The sequence below is a fragment of the Maribacter algicola genome, assembly GCF_003933245.1.
GTDB lineage: Bacteria > Bacteroidota > Bacteroidia > Flavobacteriales > Flavobacteriaceae > Maribacter > Maribacter algicola.
In genome coordinates this window covers 249,975-270,514 of record NZ_QUSX01000002.1, presented here as the reverse complement: position 1 = coordinate 270,514, position 20,540 = coordinate 249,975, and the positions used below count along the sequence as shown (strand labels likewise).

15 protein-coding genes are annotated in these 20,540 nt (G+C 42.9%); 10 read left to right on the top strand and 5 right to left on the bottom strand.

Annotation, left to right across the window (positions count from 1 at the left end):
* Window positions 1-6 precede the first annotated feature (6 nt).
* From DZC72_RS10370 to DZC72_RS10350, 5 genes are all read right to left on the bottom strand, one after another.
* Window positions 7-630 (bottom strand): hypothetical protein, encoded by a 624-nt coding sequence (locus tag DZC72_RS10370; RefSeq protein WP_125222863.1) that lies wholly within the window; start codon window positions 628-630, stop codon window positions 7-9.
* Window positions 631-643: 13 nt separating this feature from the next.
* Window positions 644-1,063, bottom strand: coding sequence for a DUF2141 domain-containing protein (locus tag DZC72_RS17785; RefSeq protein WP_165869307.1), 420 nt, complete (start codon window positions 1,061-1,063; stop codon window positions 644-646).
* A 172-nt stretch (window positions 1,064-1,235) separates the two neighbouring features.
* Window positions 1,236-2,363: a Gfo/Idh/MocA family oxidoreductase gene (locus DZC72_RS10360; RefSeq protein WP_125222861.1), complete on the bottom strand. Its 1,128-nt coding sequence runs from the start codon at window positions 2,361-2,363 to the stop codon at window positions 1,236-1,238.
* Between the two features lie 11 nt (window positions 2,364-2,374).
* The gene (locus DZC72_RS10355; RefSeq protein ID WP_125222860.1) at window positions 2,375-3,232 is read right to left on the bottom strand and encodes a sugar phosphate isomerase/epimerase family protein; all 858 of its coding nucleotides are present in this window, start codon (window positions 3,230-3,232) and stop codon (window positions 2,375-2,377) included.
* 24 nt (window positions 3,233-3,256) lie between these two features.
* Window positions 3,257-6,760, bottom strand: coding sequence for a PVC-type heme-binding CxxCH protein (locus DZC72_RS10350; protein WP_125222859.1), 3,504 nt, complete (start codon window positions 6,758-6,760; stop codon window positions 3,257-3,259).
* A gap of 174 nt (window positions 6,761-6,934) precedes the next feature.
* Between DZC72_RS10350 and DZC72_RS10345 the strand changes: the two genes are divergently transcribed.
* From DZC72_RS10345 to DZC72_RS10300, 10 genes are all read left to right on the top strand, one after another.
* The gene (locus DZC72_RS10345) at window positions 6,935-7,804 is read left to right on the top strand and encodes an AraC family transcriptional regulator (protein WP_125222858.1); all 870 of its coding nucleotides are present in this window, start codon (window positions 6,935-6,937) and stop codon (window positions 7,802-7,804) included.
* A gap of 31 nt (window positions 7,805-7,835) precedes the next feature.
* Window positions 7,836-9,389 carry an NAD(P)/FAD-dependent oxidoreductase gene (locus DZC72_RS10340; RefSeq protein WP_125222857.1) on the top strand — a complete coding sequence of 518 codons (1,554 nt, stop codon included), beginning with the start codon at window positions 7,836-7,838 and terminating at the stop codon, window positions 9,387-9,389.
* Between the two features lie 210 nt (window positions 9,390-9,599).
* Window positions 9,600-10,916, top strand: coding sequence for a DEAD/DEAH box helicase (locus DZC72_RS10335; protein WP_125222856.1), 1,317 nt, complete (start codon window positions 9,600-9,602; stop codon window positions 10,914-10,916).
* 156 nt (window positions 10,917-11,072) lie between these two features.
* Window positions 11,073-11,765, top strand: coding sequence for a Type 1 glutamine amidotransferase-like domain-containing protein (locus DZC72_RS10330; protein ID WP_125222855.1), 693 nt, complete (start codon window positions 11,073-11,075; stop codon window positions 11,763-11,765).
* A 145-nt stretch (window positions 11,766-11,910) separates the two neighbouring features.
* Complete coding sequence (locus DZC72_RS10325; protein WP_243641715.1) at window positions 11,911-13,599, top strand: N-acyl-D-amino-acid deacylase family protein; 1,689 nt, start codon at window positions 11,911-11,913, stop codon at window positions 13,597-13,599.
* A gap of 17 nt (window positions 13,600-13,616) precedes the next feature.
* Window positions 13,617-15,116 carry a serine hydrolase gene (locus DZC72_RS10320; RefSeq protein WP_125222854.1) on the top strand — a complete coding sequence of 500 codons (1,500 nt, stop codon included), beginning with the start codon at window positions 13,617-13,619 and terminating at the stop codon, window positions 15,114-15,116.
* Between the two features lie 34 nt (window positions 15,117-15,150).
* Complete coding sequence (locus tag DZC72_RS10315; RefSeq protein ID WP_125222853.1) at window positions 15,151-16,647, top strand: M28 family peptidase; 1,497 nt, start codon at window positions 15,151-15,153, stop codon at window positions 16,645-16,647.
* 23 nt (window positions 16,648-16,670) lie between these two features.
* A complete protein-coding gene (locus DZC72_RS10310) occupies window positions 16,671-17,669 on the top strand; it encodes a metallophosphoesterase family protein (RefSeq protein ID WP_125222852.1) in 999 nt (332 codons plus the stop codon).
* Window positions 17,670-17,814: 145 nt separating this feature from the next.
* The gene (locus DZC72_RS10305) at window positions 17,815-19,758 is read left to right on the top strand and encodes a sensor histidine kinase (RefSeq protein WP_207891742.1); all 1,944 of its coding nucleotides are present in this window, start codon (window positions 17,815-17,817) and stop codon (window positions 19,756-19,758) included.
* A gap of 12 nt (window positions 19,759-19,770) precedes the next feature.
* Window positions 19,771-20,499: a LytR/AlgR family response regulator transcription factor gene (locus DZC72_RS10300; protein ID WP_317127131.1), complete on the top strand. Its 729-nt coding sequence runs from the start codon at window positions 19,771-19,773 to the stop codon at window positions 20,497-20,499.
* The last annotated feature ends 41 nt before the right edge of the window (window positions 20,500-20,540 follow it).

Here is a 20,540-nt window from a genome sequence, read left to right as displayed (position 1 = left end):
GAAACATTATCCTTTACACCCCGTAAGGGTCTCTTTCGCCCTATCCTCACCCCAATTGGGGTAAAAGGGCCCTTCTGGTTTAAAGTTAGTAAAAAGTTCCAACGAGCGTTCCACATCTTTGCAGAACGGAGCGGTATCCTGCCCAAAATAGGCAGCGGCACCCATGTCCCATTCCGCTTTTGAAAATACTACCCGAGGGTTATCCGGTGCAATTTTAAGCGCTTCGGTATAAAGGGCAACCACCTTTCCTGAATGGGTCATCCCATACGTTGCCCCATCGTATGCAATCCACGCTGTATATGTCATGGCCTGTTGCACCATGATTTCTGGGTTGTTGGGCGATATACGCTTGGCGATGTCCAGAAATTCCTGGGCCTTTTCCAATTGTTGTCTCAATTTTTTTTCGTCCTTTTCGCCAAAAGAGTTGATGGTATTGATTTGTGCTACATAATAATAGGGCAGCCAATTGTCTTGCTCTGCATTGCTTATTCTTTCGAACAAATTAGAGGCTTCCATGGACTTTCCTTCCCCCCAAAGGGCAAAGGCCTTTTGCATTCCCTTTGTAAATTGGTCTTGTGACCAGGCACTGGTAGTGAACACTACCATGAGCAGTGCGATAAATTTCTTCATTTTGAACAGCTTTTTAGTGAATTTGAATTGAATGTTTCAATGTTCCACCCAATAGCTGAAATTTTGCGTCCCGCCATCTAGGGGGACCAAATCTTGAAGGTGCGTTGTTGGAGGCTCCAAAACGTTCCGTAGGAAGTCCAAAAAGCCTGTTGAGCTTTCCGTCGTTGTCCTTATCATGAAACACGGAAATGGCGTATACGCCCTCTGGAATATCCCTGAAAATAACCGTGGTGACACCATTGGCTATTTTACCGAAAGCTCCCCTAAAAGGCTTTAGCAACCAACCTTCCTCAGAATTGTAAAGTCCCACCAACATCTGGCCTTCGTCATTCTCCATTCCGGTAATCTCCAGTTCAATAGTACCCATGGCGGCGGTTTGTGCCGCTCCAAGGGTTAACCAAAAAAAACCTAAAATGGTAAAAAGACATTTCATTGGGTCAAACATTAATTTGCTGTTCAAATTTCCTGGAACGATGCCGCAATTTATAAAAAGTATTACCCAATTGTAGATTTTACATACTGGAATGTAAATTATTCGACAATTAAGGATGATTTCAATAAAAAAGACCGATGTTTCCATCGGTCCTCTATTCGATAACCCAAGGCTAAGAAAGCGTAAACTCCGGCAATTTAATGATGGCCCCACCCTGTTGTGCCGATTCATGTGCCAAAATCCCGACACATGTGATATTGGCCGATTGCTTGGCATTGGGATAAGGTGAACGATCTTCGACCAAGGCCTCCACAAATTCATGCACCAAGTGCGGATGCGAACCGCCATGACCCGCTCCTTGGGTAAAGGACAAATGTTCATTCTCCTCGGAATCATAAACCCCTTGGGTAGTAAAATGTTGGATTTCCTTGGGCAACAATTTGGCGTAATCTGGACTTTCAATCTCTTCCGGAATTTCGGGTTCCGGTTTTTTTGCGGTATGTACTACCAATGGTTTTCCCTCTATCAAGGGCCATTCCACTGATTTTTTGGAACCATAGACTTCAAAACTCTCGCGGTACTGCCGTGCCACATCAAAAAGGGACCGATATACCTGCGCGCTCAAATCGGAATTCCTGAATTTTATATGGGTGGTTTCCACGGCATACGGCGAATTGTATTCTTTGATCAATTCCTCCCTTATTGTACCCGAACCAAAACAGGAAACATATTCCGCTTCGCCTTTGGTCAACGCCAATACAGGTCCCACACAATGCGTTGCGTAGTGCATAGGTGGCAATCCGGGCCAGTAATTGGGCCATCCGTCCATATCCTGTTGGTGACTTGCCTTTAAAAATTGAACCTTGCCCAACTCCCCATTTTCATAGAGCTCTTTCATATATAAGAATTCCCGGGCATAGACCACCGTTTCCATCATCATATAGGTAAGTCCGGTTTCCTGGGTCAGTCGAACAATTTCGGCACATTCCTCAACCGTGGTGGCCATAGGTACCGTACAGGCCACGTGCTTGCCGGCTTTTAAAGCCTTAATGGATTGTTCCCCATGGTTTGGTATCGGTGTATTGATATGCACGGCATCAATTTCTGGGTCTTTAAGCAATTCCTCATAAGAGGTATATCTCTTGTCGATTCCAAAGGCGTCCGCCAATTCGTTCAATTTGGCCTCGCTTCGTTGGCAGAGGGCTACTAAATTCGCATTAGGGTGCTTTTGATATATAGGAATAAATTCTGCACCAAAACCCAAACCGATGATGGCTACCTTCACTTTCTTTGTACTCATATTTTTCAATTTTACTTAAACGTATTCTTTAAAAATTTCAATCCTTCAGATGCAAATGCATCCTGTGTGTCCGCCAGTTTTTTCCAAATATTTACGGCTGCGGCCAATTCCGGTATTTCCGGGGTAAAGCTTTCAATGACCAAGGCCCCTGCATAATCCACGTCCTCTAATCCTTTTGCGAATTCGGCCCAAGGTGTCAAACCCGTGCCGGGAATCCCCCGGTGGTTTTCGGATACCTGAACATGAATCAATCTATCACCGGCCAAATTAATGGCCTTGCGAATATCCCGTTCCTCAATGGTCATGTGAAAACTGTCCAGAATGATTTTCATGTTGTCCTCATTGATGGCATCCAAGAGGCGTACCACGTCCTCTGTGGTGTTGATTAAGTCCGATTCAAATCGGTTCAGCGGTTCCAAGGCAATTTCAAGACCATGGTTTTTACCGATGGCCGAAAGCTTCCTAAGATTGGAAACGGAACGTTCCCATTCCCGTTTTTTTTTGTCGGCAGGGGCCAACCGTGCCTTCCCTACCGCCGCATATAACGGGCCCGCGACAAAACATACACCAAGCTCTGAAGCTAAGGAAAAACACTGTTCCGCATGTTCAAAACAATTTTTGTGCAGGCTCTTATCTTCAGAGGTCAAATCCTTATCATCTCCAAAAACGATACATATGGTTGGTTCAAGGCCATTTGCGTCCAAAGCTTGTTTTACAATTTTTACGTCAATTAAAGCAGGGGCCTCGACGGGAATTTCCACAACATCAAAACCCATGGCCTTGATTTTAGGAAATAACGATATCGATTCCGTAGTAAAGGGCGATTGCCAAAGCCACGTACTTACACCAAAATTTATCTTGTTCTTCATACTTCCCATTCTAAATCTTGGATACTATTTTACGACCATTACCCCTTGCATGATTCTCCAGTGACCAGGGAACGTACATATAAACGGGTATTCACCGGGCGTTGTTGGTGCCGTGAATTTCAACGAATAGGTGTCGTTTGGATTTAACAACGGAGTTGCAAACAATACATCATCAGTCTGTGGAATGTAAAAGAGTTCCGCCGCATCTGGGTCCGCTGCCATTTTATCCGCTGCTGCACCTACCACTTCCTTTTTACCAGGTTTGGTTATAATGAGGTTATGCTGCATAAAATCAGGGTTTTCCAATATCAATTCCACCTGTTCACCAGCATTCACTTCAAACTTGGTAACATCGTATTTCATCTCGTTCGTTATTGTTTTTATAACGATTTTTTTCGCATTGGAAAAATCTTCATCAGTCATATCGGCAGAAACACCACCTTCACTTCCATAATTCTTCATGAGCAATACGGCCAAATCCGCTTCTGTATATGTTTTTACAATCTTGTTGGAATAATTCTTTTCCACTTTATACTTCCATGGTCCGGCCAATGAGTACCGTTCTTCACCAACCCTGATGTTCATTGACCAACTTCTACCATAAATTCCGCCTTCACCCCCCGTATCATCAACACGTACGGCTATTACATTTTTCCCTGCTCTTAAAACCCCTTTTGGGATATCATAACTTCGCATGGATTTATAGCTGGCCGCCATACTTCCAACTTCGGTTCCGTTGATATAGGTTACATCGGAATCATCAACGGGACCCAAGGAAATTGTACCTACTTTACCCGCAGCCGAGGATGGTAAAGAGATTTCCTTTCTAAACCAGATGACCCCGTCTATATCCAATCCTGCATCCTCTATGTATTGCGGTAAATCCATAATCTCCCAATCCGAATCACTGTAATCCATTGATCCCATATCACTGGTAGTTGTTTCAGGCATTTTATACGTTGGGTTGTCCTTTGTAAAGGCGTTTAAAAACCCATCACTATGTTGGGCAGCTGCAGCATATATGCCTTTGAACATCCATTCATCGTTTAGAACAGCTTCGTTTCTGCCAAGATCATATAGCAAAGAACCTACCTTTTGTGAGGACGGCCTTTCCGAAAAATAAAGCAGCGCCTCTAGCTGTACATTCGGTTCGCGATCGTTCAGGGTATTCGCCTTGAACAAGGCATCGTCAGAATCATCATTTCGGGGCAATAACTGAATGGCCGCTTTACGAACGCCGGCAGCCTTATGGTACAGTGCTCCTTTCACAACCCCTAGGGCATTACTATCCGATTCCAATGCACCTAGGCCATCAATTGTCCAAAGTGCATGTAACGCAGCATTATTCAAGCCTTCGCTGTCAACCTCTTTTGTATTCGCCAACTTATACAGGTCGTTCAAAACATCTGTTTCTCCTCGTTCCACCAAAAGCCGTTGAGCGGTCAATCTCCAAAATTGATTATCGTTACTCAGGGCCTCTATTAAAGCATCTGGGTCTTCCTTGGACAATTGCATCGGTTCATAGTCATAAACGTACTTGGGAACTATCCTATATATTCTTCCGTGGGACTTATCACGTAATGGATTCACATAAGCATTTCCATCCCCGTTTTCTGCATCGTAACCGCCCCTATCCTTATTTGGGGTGGGATTGTGCTGCACGATAAAATTGTACCAGTCCGCGACCCAGACCACACCATCCGGACCCACTTTGGCTTCCACTGGGGAAGACCATTCATCGGCTGACGCAAAAAGATTACCGGCATCTTCCTCTACATATCCTGCGCCATCCTTTACGATTCTTGCTTGGTGCACCAAGCCCCCCGTGGGCTCGCACACAAACGCTATCTTGTTCCAATATTTCTTTGGATATTCTCTAGCGGTGTAAAAATGATGTCCGGCAGCGGCGGTAAAGCCACCAAAAACATCGACCTGTCTGTAATTGGGGGTAATAGGTTGCATCTCATAGTGACCGTCTATTTTGGCACTACCATCCGTACCAATCCCTTTAACATGGGTGAAATTGGCATTGGGAATGCCCACAAAAACGCTGTGCGTATTGTTTGCGGTGGATGCGAAGATTGAATTATCCTCGGTCAATCCCAATCCCCACGTATTATTGGAGGTGTTAGTCAATACTTCAAAGGTGCTTTTTTTAGGATTGAACCTATACACGTTTTGGTTGAATTTAAAATCCTGTCCAAAAATCTTGCCTTCAAATCCGGAATAGCCAACTACCCCATACAATTGATTGTCTATACCATACTGTAAATTGGAAGGACCTGCATGCGTGTCAAAAGTACCCCAGCCTTCTATTAGGGTCTCCCGAACGTCTGCCTTGTCGTCCCCGTTCGTATCCTTTAAAAAGATGAATTCCGGTGCTTGGGAGACTACGATACCGCCATCGTAAAAAGCAAAACTGGTAGGGATGTTCAGTTTATCCGCAAAGACTGTTACCTTATCGGCCTTACCATCACCATCAGTATCCTCTAGAATTTTTACTTTATCATCACCTATACTATCATCGTTTCGTACTGTATTTGGGTAATCCACCGTTTCAATCACCCAAAGCCGGCCTTTTTCATCCCAGTTCATGGCAATAGGGTTAATGATATCCGGCTCCGATGCAAATAATTCGACTTCAAAGCCAGCGGGCACCTGAATGAATTTCTGGGATTCTTCAGGGGATAAGGGTAATTGGTACTTAGGAGCGGGGTCCCTTTTCTCGTAATTAGGAATATTTTCCCTATCCTCATATTTCAAGGTAGGAATATCGGTAGCGAAAGCCATCCAATTCTCTTTTGCATTTTCCGGAACGGCCCAAAGAATTCCCTCCTTGACCAAATTTTGGAAACCAGGGTTGTTCCAAGTGCGCTCGTCGTGTCCGTATGCCGTGTAGAACACTTTTCCTTCCCCATAATTCTTAACCCAGGTCCATGGTTCCCTATGGTCGCCCTCCACATGTTCCATTAAAACGTGAATATCATCCGCAATTTTATCGTGTACGTAGGTTTCATCCCATGTTTCAAAAGGTTTTAAATCCTTTGTGATCGGATGCTCCTTATCTACAATTTCAGCCGTGAAGGTGCCCGTCTCGTGACTCATGAACTGAGCCCCGACCAAGTCTATATATTCCGGTGAATTTTTAAAACAAAAACTGGCCGAATGAATAGGAATAAATGCATGGCCTTCCCGAACATAATCCAACAAGGCTTTTTCCTGTGCATCTGTTATTTCTTCGTGATTGGCATAAATTATCAGTCCATCGTAAAGCGATAATTCCTCTGGATTTAAGTCGTTTACATCTTCCGTGTACGTAATATTGATGCCTTCTTTGGTTAAAGCCGAAGCCAATATGGGAAAGTAAGCACCAGAATTGTGATGTTCAATGGAATGCCCTAGAAATAACATTTCTATTCTTCGGGGAGCATCGTCCTTATATGCCTTTTCCTTCTTTTCCGATTTGCAACTTGTTATCAGTATAAAAACACCAAAAAATACTGCACAAATCTTATAAAACGTCTTCATAAAATGCCAGATATTAAATTAAGTACCAATTTTAATCATAATTTGACACATTAAATTCCTTTCATTTGTCTCATACTGACTGTATTTTGTCATGTTTAAAAACAAAACAGTATTTTTACTGATAAATAAGTGTTCTGTTTTCGTTAAAACCAAATCTCTTAACCAAATCGAAGTTTGAAATTAGCGTTAGAAAAATCCCCTATCCCTAAAACCCATGCCTTGTTAACCAAGCGTTTAAAACAACCCTTGTTCGACCCCAATTGGCATTTTCATCCCGAGTACCAGTTATTTATGGTCGTGAAAGGTAGGGGCACACAGTTTATTGGGGACAGTATACGGCCGTATAAAGAGGGGGAAATCACCTTTACCGGTCCAAACTTGCCCCATTTATGGAGAAGCGATGTTGAGTCACAAAAAAATAGACAAGATGCGTATTCTGAAGGTATTGTAGTTTATTTTAATGGAAATGCTATTGGGGAAAACCTATTGCAAAAGGAAGAAGGCCTTAAACTAAAACAGCTCTTAGAAAAAAGCGTCAGGGGAATTTTGATCAAGGGAAAAACCGCACAGGAAGTTCAACGGGGTATGCAAAACCTAGTAAAACTGGAAGGTTTGGAAAGCGTGCTTGGGCTATTAAGGATTTTAAACCTAATGAGCGAAACCAAGGAAATAGAGTTCTTGGCGAGTCCGGGATACATTAATTCCTTAAAGCAAGGAGATACGGAACGCATGAATACCGTATACGCCTACGTCATGAAAAATTTTCGAAATAAAATTTCATTGGATGAATTGGCGCAATTGACCAATATGACGCCTACTTCTTTTAGCCGCTATTTTAAGGTACATGCCAACAAAACCTTTTCAGAGTTTGTTAGTGAAATACGAATCGGGCATGCATGCAAATTGCTATTGGAAGAAAAGATGAACGCTTCCCAGGCCTGTTATTCAAGCGGTTTTCAGACCCTATCCAACTTTAACAAACAATTTAAGTCCATCACCCGTAGAACACCTTCGGCTTACAAAAAGGAATTCGCACCGCACTAAGTATCCATTTCTTTGGAGTAATTTTGCCATCATGATCAGAAATATTCAGGTGCGGCTCAGCCTAGAGGAAGCGGAGGTTGAAAATATGCTCGAGCAAAAAATTGCCCTTCATTTGGGGCTGCCCGCCAGTGAATTTACCTTTAAAATCCTTCGGAAATCCATAGACGCTCGTAAGCCCACCATTTACTTTAATTATAAACTGGCGGTTTACATGAAGGGCGAAACCTTGGATAAAACCGAATATACATTTGACTATCAAGATGTTTCCAAGGCCAAAGCCATCCATATCATAGGATTTGGACCCGCAGGCATGTGGGCGGCCCTGCGTTGTCTGGAACTTGGTTTTAAACCTATTGTTTTTGAACGTGGCAAAAATGTACAGGACAGAAGACGTGACCTCAAGGCCATCAATCAAGACCATGTAGTAGGCGAGGATTCCAATTACTGTTTTGGCGAAGGTGGTGCGGGTACCTATTCGGACGGTAAGCTCTATACCCGTAGCTTAAAACGCGGTGATGTAAGACGTATCTTCGAAAGCCTTGTCCATCACGGTGCTAAGGAAGATATCCTCGTGGATGCGCATCCGCATATCGGTACGAACAAATTGCCTAAAATCGTTCAGAACATGCGGGAAACCATCTTGAAATTTGGGGGCGAAGTCCATTTTAATACTAGGGTCACCGATTTCAACATTAGGGACAACCGATTAAAATCCATTGTATTACAAAACGAAAGTGAAATAGCGGTGGAACGGGTCATTCTGGCCACCGGACATTCCGCTCGAGACATTTTTGAACTACTCCACAAAAAGAAAGTTGCCTTGGAGGCGAAGAGCTATGCGATGGGTGTACGGGTGGAACATCCCCAAGAAATCATCGACAGTATTCAATACCATTGTTCCGGTCACAGGAATACTTTACTACCCGCTGCCTCCTACAGTTTGGTGGAACAAGTGAAAGGCCGTGGAGTGTATTCGTTCTGTATGTGTCCCGGTGGCTTCATAGTACCGGCTGCGACCGCCCCAGGTGAAGTTGTGGTGAATGGGATGTCCCCATCCAAACGCAACAACCTCTTTGCCAATTCGGGCATTGTGGTGGAGATTAATGTGGACAAGGACATTCCCAAATACGAACACTTTGGGGCATTAAAAGGACTTGAATATCAAAAGGACTTGGAGCGCTTGGCCTTTACGTCAGGGGGAAGGACACAGACAGCACCGGCGCAGCGACTGACGGACTTTGTTGAAGGACGACTTTCTACTGATTTAAACCCGACTTCCTACCAGCCTGGTTTAAAATCCGCACCCTTGCATTCCCTGCTACCCAAACTTATTGGAAGTCGCCTTCGAACAGGATTCAAGGCCTTCGGAGAAAAAATGCATGGCTATTACACTGCAGAGGCAAATATCGTTGGCGTAGAATCTAGAACCTCTTCCCCCGTTACCATCCCAAGAACCAAAACTTTGGAACATGTTCAAATAAAGGGACTCTTCCCCTGTGGTGAAGGTGGTGGTTTTGCAGGGGGTATCGTTTCAGCGGCCATGGACGGGGAACGCTGTGCCGAAGCTGCCGTTGTGGGGCTTTGAAGGGAAGTTCAAGTTCGGAGTTCAAAGTCCAAGCGCAAGTTCAAACTCAAGTTAAAGTTCAGAATTTAAATTAAATAGGTTGAATACCCCCAAACCAACATCAATCAACGAGCAACTAGCAACGAACAACTAACAACGAACAACCAATAACGAACAACCAGCAATCGCACTAACACAAATAACCCTACCTTTGCCACTTATTTAAAATAAATGACATTTAAAGAACTTGGCCTTGCAGAACCTATTTTGGAGGCCTTACAAAAAGAAGGGTACACACACCCCACTCCCATTCAAGAACAAGCGATTCCCATTTTACTTAAAAGGAAAGACTTACTAGGAGTTGCCCAAACGGGCACCGGTAAGACAGCAGCCTTTAGTATTCCTATCTTACATCATCTTTACGAGGGAATAAGCCTGAGGGATAACAGCAGAAAGGTCAAGGCCTTGATCGTGACCCCAACACGGGAATTGGCCATACAGATTGGGGAAAGTATTACGGCCTATGGCAAATACACAGGACTCAAAAACACCGTGATTTTTGGTGGTGTAAAACAAGGTAAACAAGTAAATGCCCTAAAAAGTGGCGTGGACATCCTCGTTGCCACACCAGGTAGGCTATTGGACTTAATGAACCAGGGGTATATCACTTTTAAGGATCTAGAATTTGTTGTGTTGGACGAAGCGGACCAAATGTTGGATATGGGCTTCATCCACGATGTAAAAAAGATCATCGCCAAATTGCCCCCAAAAAGGCAATCGCTATTTTTTTCTGCCACGATGCCCCAAGATATCGTGGAACTTTCCAAGGCTATGTTAGGCGATTTTGAACGCGTAACCATTAAACCTCAACAGGCCACTGCCGAAAAGGTGGAGCAAGGCGTCTATTTTGTGAGTAAAAAGAACAAGCCAAAACTGTTGACACATCTGCTCCAGGAACGCCCCAAAGATTCGGTATTGGTATTTTCCAGGACAAAGCATGGTGCCAATAAAATTGTAAAAAAATTATCGCAGGCCGGTATCAAATCGGCGGCCATACATGGGAACAAATCCCAGACCGCAAGGCAGAAGGCCTTGGGGGATTTTAAGGACGGTAAATTAATGGTTTTGATTGCTACCGATATTGCGGCAAGGGGCATTGATGTGGACGAACTTTCATTGGTGATAAATTATGACCTTCCCAATGTTTCTGAGACCTACGTACACAGAATAGGAAGAACCGGAAGGGCCAGTGCCAGCGGAATTGCATTGTCGTTTTGTGACAAGGAGGAACGTCCTTATCTTCGAGATATAGAAAAACTGATCAAACAGCCCGTTCCACGTATGCCGGAACATCAATTTGTGGATGATGATTCCGAGACCGAAAAGGACGCACAGCCTGTACGTCAGAAACCGAACAAAACTTCACAAACCAATCAAAACAATAATAGGAACCGAAATAGAAACCGGAACAAGAATAGGAATAGCTCCGGTACATCCAAGTTTAGGGGTAGTAAACCTAAGGGGCATAGAAATTCGGATTCCCAGTGAACCACCTCGGAGTAAGCCCACGGGGTATTGAAAACAACCTTTACATTAGGTTTGGACGCACCCGTCAGAGCATTTAAATCTTGATTATCGAGTAAAACTGTCGGTTTTTACAGTTTGTAAATCATCTGTGTATCTTTGAAATTATAAACGCTCCAAATGAAAAGACAGTTACTCGTTTATGGTAGTGGAAGGCATACGGTTCCCTTTTTGAACTATATGGCCAAAGCTACCGGTAAGGAAACCCCCAATCTTTGTTTTATTCCCACGGCCAGTGGAGAAGATCCAGAGTATATAAAGTCTTTTTATGAGGTCTGTTCCCAAATCGATGTTGTACCCTATGTTATGAGCGTTTGGATCAATTCCTACGACCAAAAAGAAAGCTTTGAGGAAATCATCCAAAAAATGGATGCCATTGTGGTTGGCGGTGGCAACACTTTGAACATGTTGGCCATTTGGAAGGCCCAAGGTATAGACATAGCCCTCAAAAAGGCCTATGATACTGGGGTGGTCATGGGTGGTGGCAGTGCGGGCTCACTCTGTTGGTTCAATGCGGGTACTACGGATTCAAGACCTAAGGAACTTAGTATAGTAAACGGGATGTCTTTCATTGACAAAAGCCATTGTCCGCATTACAATTCTGAAACTTCAAGACGTCCTTTGTATCACAATAATATTCGCTCTGGTAAGCTTAGCGACGGCTACGCCTGTGACGACCGCTCGGCCATTCATTTTATCAACGAAGAAGTGCATACTTCCGTTTCTTTGGATGAGCGGAATCATAGCTATTATGTCTATTCAAAAAATTGTTCGATCAAGGAAGAGCGATTGGAATCCAAGGTAATCGGATAAAAAACTACTGCGCTCATTTATTATCAAATCAATAAAAAAAGCTTCAGGTTTTAAGTTTTTGGCTTTTCTGCTTTGTTACAGATCAATTTAATAAATTGACCACCAATTTATTTCTTACATTTAGGGAAAACCAAACCAACCAACTGTGAAAATCCTTTCAAACCTTCTTCCCTATGTACTATTGATTTTCTGCATGATTGGATGTTCCAATCAAGAAACCTTTGATATCCTCATCAAAAATGGTCAAATCGCAGATGGTACTAGTCAGCCCATATTCATGGGCGACATCGGCATTAATGCAGATACTATTGCCGCAATCGGAAACCTGGAAAATGCCAAAGGCCTACAAGAGATAGATGCCACCGGATTAACCGTTGCCCCTGGCTTCATCAACATGCTTAGCTGGGCTACCGAATCTCTTATTGTTGATGGAAAATCAGAAAGTGATATTCGTCAAGGAGTCACTTTAGAGGTTATGGGTGAAGGTTGGTCTATGGGTCCGTTAAGCGATAAAATGCGCCAACAAGAGCAAAGTAGCCAAAAAGATGTCAAATATCCTATAGAATGGACAACGCTTGGGGAATATTTAGAATTTTTAGAAAAACGAGGCATTGCTCCCAATGTGGCTTCCTTCGTAGGTGCTACCACTTTACGTGTTCATGAACTAGGGGAAGCTAACCGCCCTCCCACCCCTGCCGAATTGGAAAATATGAAAGCCTTGGCGAAAACAGCCATGGAAGAGGGAGCTATGGGTATTGGTTCTTCATTGATTTATGCTCCTGCTTTTTATGCGGATATCGAAGAGCTGATTGAATTGTGCAAGGTCGCATCAGCCTATGATGGTATGTATATATCACATATGCGCAGTGAGGGCGACTATTGGTTGGAAGCAATTGATGAATTGATACTAATTGCAAAAGAAGCGAATATTCCTGCGGAAATCTATCATTTAAAAGCTGGCGGAAAAGACAATTGGGAGAAATGGGAATCTGCAATTGCCAAAATAGACTCAGCTCGTTCTACCGGACTGAAAATTACTACAGATATGTATAATTATACAGCAGGAGCCACCGGTTTAGACGCTTCTATGCCTCCTTGGGTTCAGGAAGGTGGTTATGGAAAATGGGCCGAACGCTTGCAAGACCCGGCTATCCGTAAAAAAGTAATTGAAGAAATGAAGGCTAAAGGGGATGGTTGGGAGAACCTTTATTTTGCTGCCGGTAGTCCTGAAAAACTTATTTTAAATGATTTTAGAAATGATAGTCTTAGGTACCTTACGGGCAAAACCTTGGGAGAGGTTGCAAAATTACGGGGTACAAGTCCGGAAGAAACCGCTATTGACCTGGTCGTTCAGGACAGTAGCCGTGTAGGTACGGTCTATTTTCTAATGTCCGAAGAGAATGTGAAAAAACAGATAGCCCTGCCCTACATGAGTTTTGGATCGGACGCAGCAAGTATTGCACCAGTAGAACCGTTCACCAATTACAGCCCTCACCCTAGAGCCTACGGCAATGTGGCTAGACTCCTGGGCAAATACGTGAGGGAGGAAAAAGTAATTCCCTTGGAAGAGGCCATTTATAAGCTAAGCGGCCTCCCGGCCACCAATTTAAAGCTCAAAAAACGGGGCTTTTTGCAAGTGGGCCATTTTGCGGATTTGGCCATTTTTGATTCCAAAACCATTATCGACAAATCTACATTTGATGAACCCCACCAATTTGCCGAAGGTATGGTACATGTGTTCGTGAATGGCGAACAAGTTTTGAAAGATGGCGAACATACCGGCGCCACGCCAGGCAGGGTGGTACGCGGACCGGGATGGAAAGGCCATAACTAAATTCAAAAACCAACTAAATGAAAAAATTAATAGTAGTATTCCTAATTGGATGCTGTTCTCAAATGGTTTCCGCCCAAAAAAAGGCCAACAACAAAAAACTGGATGCCATGATCGTTCAGGGCATGAACGATTGGAAGGTACCTGGGTTGGCTGCCATTGTGGTTAAAGATGGTGAAGTGGTATTTCAAAAAACCTATGGGGTCAAAAACTTAGAGACCAAAGAGCCGATTGATGAAAATACCTTGTTCAACATGGCCTCAACTACGAAAGCCGTTGTAGCGATTGCCATGGGGATGTTGGTGGATGATGGCAAATTGGAATGGGATGATAAGGTAACGGACTATGTACCCTATTTCAAATTGTCGGATAGCTATATTACCGATGACGCCCAGGTAAAGGATTTATTGACCCACAATCTAGGTATCGGCAATGCCGATGCCCTATGGACACTAGACAGTCTTAGTACTAAAGAAACGATACAACACTTTCGGTTTGCAGAAAAAACCTCTCCGTTACGCGGCGGATTTACCTACCAGAATATTATGTACGCAGTAGCAGGAGAGGTAATTGCAGCGGCCAGCGGAAAACCTTGGCACGAATTTGTACAGGAACGCATTTTTGATCCTTTGGAGATGACCCGTACACAGGCCATCGCCGCAAATATCTTTAAAACGGGCAACTACGTAACACCTTATTTGAACGATTATGAGGACGGCATGGTTGAGGTAGATTACGGATTCTCGGACCAAATTGGTCCGGCCGGGATGATATGTTCCACGGCTCATGATATCTCCAATTACTTAACATTTTTAGTGAATGATGGTGTGTATAAGTTGGACACGCTTGTTCAACCCAAAACCTTTAAAAAACTGTTCGAGCCCCATTCCTTCTTGGGAACCACTGGAATCTACCCTACCAATGCCCTCACCAAACCTAATTGGAATACCTATGGTCTGGGATGGTTTCAACAGGACTATAAAGGACATAAGTTGGATTTTCATACCGGGAGTCTCTTCGGGTTGGTGGCCATTGCTGGAATCATGCACGATAAAAATACGGCCGTCTATGTGTTTGCCAATCTAGACCATGCAGAATTACGACATGCCATTCTTTATAAGGCGTTGGACCTCTATGCCTTTGACGATGACAGCCGCGATTGGCATACCGAGGTTTTCAATTTGTATGAAGGTTTTAAGGATAAACGAATTGAGAATTTCAAGAGAGACAAAGACGAACGGGTAAAAAATACTCAACCAAGTTTGTCTTTGGCAGAGTACGAAGGCACGTACACGAACAACATGTTAGGCAACGCCCAAGTGACCATGCTCAAAGGTCAACTGCAGATGAACTTTAATGACTTTATAACCTATAGCTTAGAACATTGGCACTATGATACTTTTATCACCAATAAGGACTCCCGGTTTTACGAGAAATCAAAAGTGAATTTTGACATCAACGAGGCAGGTAAAATCAGTCAGTTTCACATTATGGGGGAAAAATTTACAAAAGAGAAATAAATTTAAAATATCAGTCGATACAAAAAACAACGAAATGAAAAACTATACACTACTAATTGCGCTTGTCTTCTCAAGTGTATTGTCCGCTCAAACAGATGCTGAAATCGCCGAGCAAACCGTTGATAAAAACGAAATTGAAGGTCATATCTATTTTCTGGCCGACGATGTCCTTAAAGGGCGCGCCACGGGCTCTCCAGAACTAAAGATCGCAGCATCCTATTTGGCAAATACCTTACGTGGTTACGGAGTAAAACCTCATCCCGCCAATGGCAATTCCTATTATCAAACATTTAGCCTATTACAAACAGCACCACCCAACATGCTCAAGGTTTCTATTAATGGGGCGGATTATCCACATACTATTGCAGTGAACGCCAAGGCCACCTCACTTTCCGGGGAGGCCGTATTTCTAGGATTTGGTCAGGCCGAAGATTACAAGGGCAAAGATGTTACAGGAAAACTCATAATTGTTAGGGCTGGAACTGCGGAAGCCTATGATGCTAGGGCGACCTATATGGCCCATAAGCAGAAGCAGGAATTGGCCATTGCCAATGGGGCTATCGGACTAATAGAAATGACCTTGCTTGAAGAAGATTGGTGGTCACGTATTTCACATTTTATGGGAGAAAGTGTAAAGATTCCCGACCCGGAAGACCCTGAAAATCCTACGAACGAATTTTTACATCTCTGGGTGAATACCTCGGCGGAACAATTGGATGCATTGATGAAATCCAAAGGTTCCTATTCCATTGAAACCGATGGTATTAAAGAGACGACCCTTATTACGCAAAATGTTATAGGCTTTATGGAAGGTACTGACCCAAAACTAAAGGACGAATACATCATGTACTCGGCGCACTATGACCATGTGGGCATCGGTACGCCAAATACAGAAGGAGATAGTATTTACAATGGCGCACGTGATAACGCTATTGGAACCACCGCTGTCTTAAGCATGGCAGAAAATATTGGAAAGTATCCTACAAAACGCTCTGCCTTTTTTATATTTTTTACCGGGGAAGAAAAAGGCCTTTTGGGCAGTCAGTACTATGTACAAAACCCCATATTTCCCTTAGAGCAAATCGTTTATGGTTTTAATACCGACGGTGGTGGGTACAACAATACTAGTTTGGCAACCGTAATTGGACTGGATAGAACAACTGCTAAAAAACACATTGTTGACGGTGCTGCCACCTTTGGGCTAAAGGCTATTGATGATCCTGCGCCTGAACAAGGCCTTTTTGACCGAAGTGATAATGTAAGTTTTGCTAAAGTAGGCATTCCCGCCCCCACCTACTCCACTGGTTTTGATGCCTTTGATGATGAGATCAACAAATACTACCACCAAGCCACGGATGAGGCTGATAGTATTGATTATGATTATTTGGTGAAGTTCTACCAAGGGTATATCCTTTCAGGACGGTCCATTGCCAACGACCCGGAAAGGCCTTATTGGATAAAGGGGGACAAATATGAAGCCGATGCGAATGTATTGTACGGTAAAGTTCCTGAGGCCCCTTTAAAAAACTAAATAGTTACCACAATCGCATTTTTATGAAAAGCTATCTGATTCGGACGATTGTTATGCTCCTTGTACTTTCCAGTTGCAAGAAGCACAACGCAAAAACAGATAAATCCATTTTTGAGCACACCATTGTCGAAGGACCTACTCCATGGACCAGTGCTATTTTTGAGCCCACGGAAGACGACTTTACCTTTGCCATTATTTCGGATTTAAACGGGGGTGAACGCGACGGGGTGTACATTGCTGCCGTAGAACAATTAAATGCCTTGGACCCAACCTTTGTCCTGAGTGTGGGCGACCTCATCGATGGCGGAACGGAGGATACTTTGCAATTGGCCAAAGAATGGAACTCCTTTGAAAACAGGACGTCAAAATTAAAAATGCCCTTCTTCCATCTGGGTGGCAACCATGACCTTACCAACCCCACGATGCGTAGCATTTGGAAGCAACGTTTTGGTCCCAGATACTATCATTTTCTGTACGATAATGTGCTCTTCCTCATGATGGATTCCGAGGATTATGAGGAAAAACGGATGATGGAAATCTACGAGGCACGTGCAAAAGCCCTCAAAGTCATCGCCGGGGAAATAAAAGGCGTGTATGAGGAGACGGAATATTATAGCATGCAGGAGCGTCAACTAGGTGGTATGGGTTTGGAACAATTTGAATATTTCAAAAAGGTTCTGGAAGAAAACCCTGATGTTAAATGGACGTTTGTACTTATGCACAAACCGCTATGGCAACGGGAAGATGAAAAGGGTTTGAATCCCTTGGAAAATCTTTTGGCCGATAGACCCTATACCGTAATCAATGGCCATATCCATTCCTTTTCGCACCGAATTCGGAAGAATCGCGATTACATTATTTTGGGCACCACGGGCGGCGGACAGAACGCCCAAGATTCAATGTCCTTTGATCATATTTCCTTGGTTCGAATGGCTAAGGAACCTAAAATAACCCATTTGAAAATGGATGGAATCCTGAACAAGAAAGGGGAATTGCCAAAAAGCGGTGCGCTGATACATTGAAGTAAGAGTTCATTAAAACCTGCCCACTATTGGCATTATCGAATGCTTATGTCAACCAAAGACCTATTATATTGAAAATTTGATGTATTTTGATAAAAATCAAAATCAAACTTTATTTTCCTTTTACCAACCAAAAGGTTTGTTTATGAGTGTTTTTCCTTATGATAAGATTCAAAATAGGACTAGCAATACATGGCTATCAAAGAATTGCATATTTTTCCTGATACTATTTTGCAATGCCGCATTTACCAATGCTCAAACAGCGTCCGAGGCTAATAAAGAGGTAGATAGCTTGCTTGCTCTTCCTATAGATTCAGTGTTATCATGGATGCGAAGTGAGCAGAATACAAACATTGACACCTATCAGAAAATTGGTTTGACTGTTTTAAAAAGAGCCCTAAAACATGAAGATGTACTGAAAATTGCAGAAGTTCATGAAGAAATGGCAAATTGGTACGGATATCATGGAATTTTTCCTCAGGACTCCACCATCTATCACGGCGAAAAAAGCTTGGAGTATTATAAATTGACGGGGAATAAAAAGAAGATAGCGGCAACTTATAGAACCCTTGCCATCGATTATCTCAGGAAAAATTCCCAGCGTACTTCCCAAGAGTTTCTTTTTAAAGCTTTGGAAATTTATGAGGAACTGGACGACGAGCAAGGCATGGCCGCCGTATATCGGGTTTTAGGCGTATTGTTGGGAGAAATGGACAAACCCTTGGAATCCATCAAATACGCAAAACAGGCTATTAACCTTTTCAAAAAGGCGAATGACCACACATCCATAGCCGTTGCACATTTTGATCTTATCAAAGGATATATAAGATTAGGACAATTTGACAACGCATATCAAGCTGCTGACAATTGTATCAATATAGTAAAAACCAAAGCACAGGACGAAGTCTTTGTCCTTGTTCGTGCGTATTCTTATAGGGGAGATGTTTCTATAGCAACAAAGGATTACGATCAAGCATTAAAGGATTACACCAAAGCTTGGGAGCTTTGTGTAGCAGAAATTGGAGAGGAAAGATCAGCTACGTACCGAACCGAAATTGGCAACACTTATCGACTTCAAGGAAAATATGGTTTGGCCCTCGAGAATTTACTTATTGGCATTAAAGCGTATGAAGATGATGAAAACGAGCGTATTTGGCCGCTATATGAGCAAATTGCGGACTGTTATCGCAATCTAAACAATTCGGAAATGGCCCTATATTATTTTGAAAAATCAAGAAAGATTCGGGATAAAATCCATGAAGAACAAATTGCCAATTTGGAGAGCGAAGCCTTGATTAAATATGAGACCGGTAAAAAGGATGAAGCCTTAGCAGCGCAATCAATTTTATTGGAACAGAAAACACGTGTTCAAAATTTAAGTATGGCCATAGGGGCCTTACTTTTAGTGTTATTAGGTCTTGTATTCTTTTTCCTTCGCAGAAGCCGAAAAGCTAACGTACTGATTTTGGCAAAAAATGCGGAGAACGAGCTTCTACTTAAAGAAATCCACCATCGTGTGAAGAACAATCTGGAAATGGTAAAAAGTCTTATTTCTCTCCAATCTGCCCAATTAGAGGATTCCGCTACCAAGGATGCTATGATTGCCAGTCAAAATCGAGTACAATCCATGGGAATAATTCATCAGAAGTTATATCAAGGCACAAATTTGGGAAGTATTGAAATGAGAGATTATTTTATGAACCTAGGGGAAGGTATTTTAGATACTTTTAATGCAGAGGATAAAGTAAAAATTACCTGCGCTATGGATAATTTGGAATTGGATGTAGACACGGCCGTACCCATTGGGCTCATAGTAAACGAATTATTGACGAACGCCCTTAAATATGCCTTTCCGGAAAACACGAAAGGGCAAATTGAAATTATTCTCTCTAGAACGGATAGCCGCACCCTGAGACTTAAGGTCACCGATAACGGCATAGGGAAAATTTCAGACCAACCGGCTAAGGGCACGGGTTTTGGGACGCAATTGATTCAATTGTTGACGCAGCAGCTCAATGGAAGTATACAAGAAGAAATAGGAAAAGGCACTACCGTTTCCTTTGAATTTAAAATGGACAGAGCGGCATAAATGGAACAACCAATGAAAATATTGATCGTTGAGGATGAAATGATCATCGGTGCAAATATTTCCTTGCAGCTGAGTACATTGGGGTATGAGGTTACCGGAATCATTCCCCGCGGCGAAGAAGCGCTTATACATATCAATGAGAACCAACCTGATTTGGTATTGCTCGATATTAATCTTAAGGGGAAACTTGATGGTATTGAGACTGCCATAGAAATGCAAAAAGAGTATCCAATTCCTATTATTTACTTGACCGCAAATGCGGATGAAGCTCATTTTAACAGGGCCAAGGCGACCAAACCCTATGCTTTCATTTCAAAACCTTACAAAAAACTGGACTTGCAGCGCGCCGTAGAATTGACGATAAACCAAATTCAAAAAGAGCAGGTTTTGGAGAAAGAAACGGGAGGCGCGTCCTCACCTTATATCCTGAGTGATAGTATTTTTGTAAGGCACCACGAAAAGATGGTAAAAGTGGTAATTCAAGATATCCTCTACATTGAAGCCGAACGAAACTATTGCAGAATCCATTCCAAAGGAAAGGAATACCTATTGGTTATGACCTTGAAGGATATGGACGAAAAACTACCAGACGAACATTTTTTAAGAATACACAGATCGTTCATCATCAATATTGCCCAAGTTGATGAAGTTGCCAATAGTCACGTTGTAATTTCAAAAAAAGCCATTCCCATTAGCAAAACGCTACGGGAAGAATTAATGAAGCGTTTACAAACCATTTAGACCTTCTCTTTCCTCATCCTTTGATTCCTAACAATCCTTTC

Excerpts from the sequence above, each read along its gene's own strand:
- DZC72_RS10370 (WP_125222863.1), bottom strand. The coding sequence starts at position 630 with ATGAAGAAATTTATCGCACTGCTCATGGTAGTGTTCACTACCAGTGCC.
- DZC72_RS17785 (WP_165869307.1), bottom strand. The coding sequence starts at position 1,063 with ATGAAATGTCTTTTTACCATTTTAGGTTTTTTTTGGTTAACCCTTGGA.
- DZC72_RS10360 (WP_125222861.1), bottom strand. The coding sequence starts at position 2,363 with ATGAGTACAAAGAAAGTGAAGGTAGCCATCATCGGTTTGGGTTTTGGT.
- DZC72_RS10355 (WP_125222860.1), bottom strand. The coding sequence starts at position 3,232 with ATGAAGAACAAGATAAATTTTGGTGTAAGTACGTGGCTTTGGCAATCG.
- DZC72_RS10350 (WP_125222859.1), bottom strand. The coding sequence starts at position 6,760 with ATGAAGACGTTTTATAAGATTTGTGCAGTATTTTTTGGTGTTTTTATA.
- DZC72_RS10340 (WP_125222857.1), top strand. The coding sequence starts at position 7,836 with ATGATCAGAAATATTCAGGTGCGGCTCAGCCTAGAGGAAGCGGAGGTT.
- DZC72_RS10335 (WP_125222856.1), top strand. The coding sequence starts at position 9,600 with ATGACATTTAAAGAACTTGGCCTTGCAGAACCTATTTTGGAGGCCTTA.
- DZC72_RS10330 (WP_125222855.1), top strand. The coding sequence starts at position 11,073 with ATGAAAAGACAGTTACTCGTTTATGGTAGTGGAAGGCATACGGTTCCC.
- DZC72_RS10320 (WP_125222854.1), top strand. The coding sequence starts at position 13,617 with ATGAAAAAATTAATAGTAGTATTCCTAATTGGATGCTGTTCTCAAATG.
- DZC72_RS10315 (WP_125222853.1), top strand. The coding sequence starts at position 15,151 with ATGAAAAACTATACACTACTAATTGCGCTTGTCTTCTCAAGTGTATTG.
- DZC72_RS10310 (WP_125222852.1), top strand. The coding sequence starts at position 16,671 with ATGAAAAGCTATCTGATTCGGACGATTGTTATGCTCCTTGTACTTTCC.
- DZC72_RS10305 (WP_207891742.1), top strand. The coding sequence starts at position 17,815 with ATGAGTGTTTTTCCTTATGATAAGATTCAAAATAGGACTAGCAATACA.
- DZC72_RS10300 (WP_317127131.1), top strand. The coding sequence starts at position 19,771 with ATGAAAATATTGATCGTTGAGGATGAAATGATCATCGGTGCAAATATT.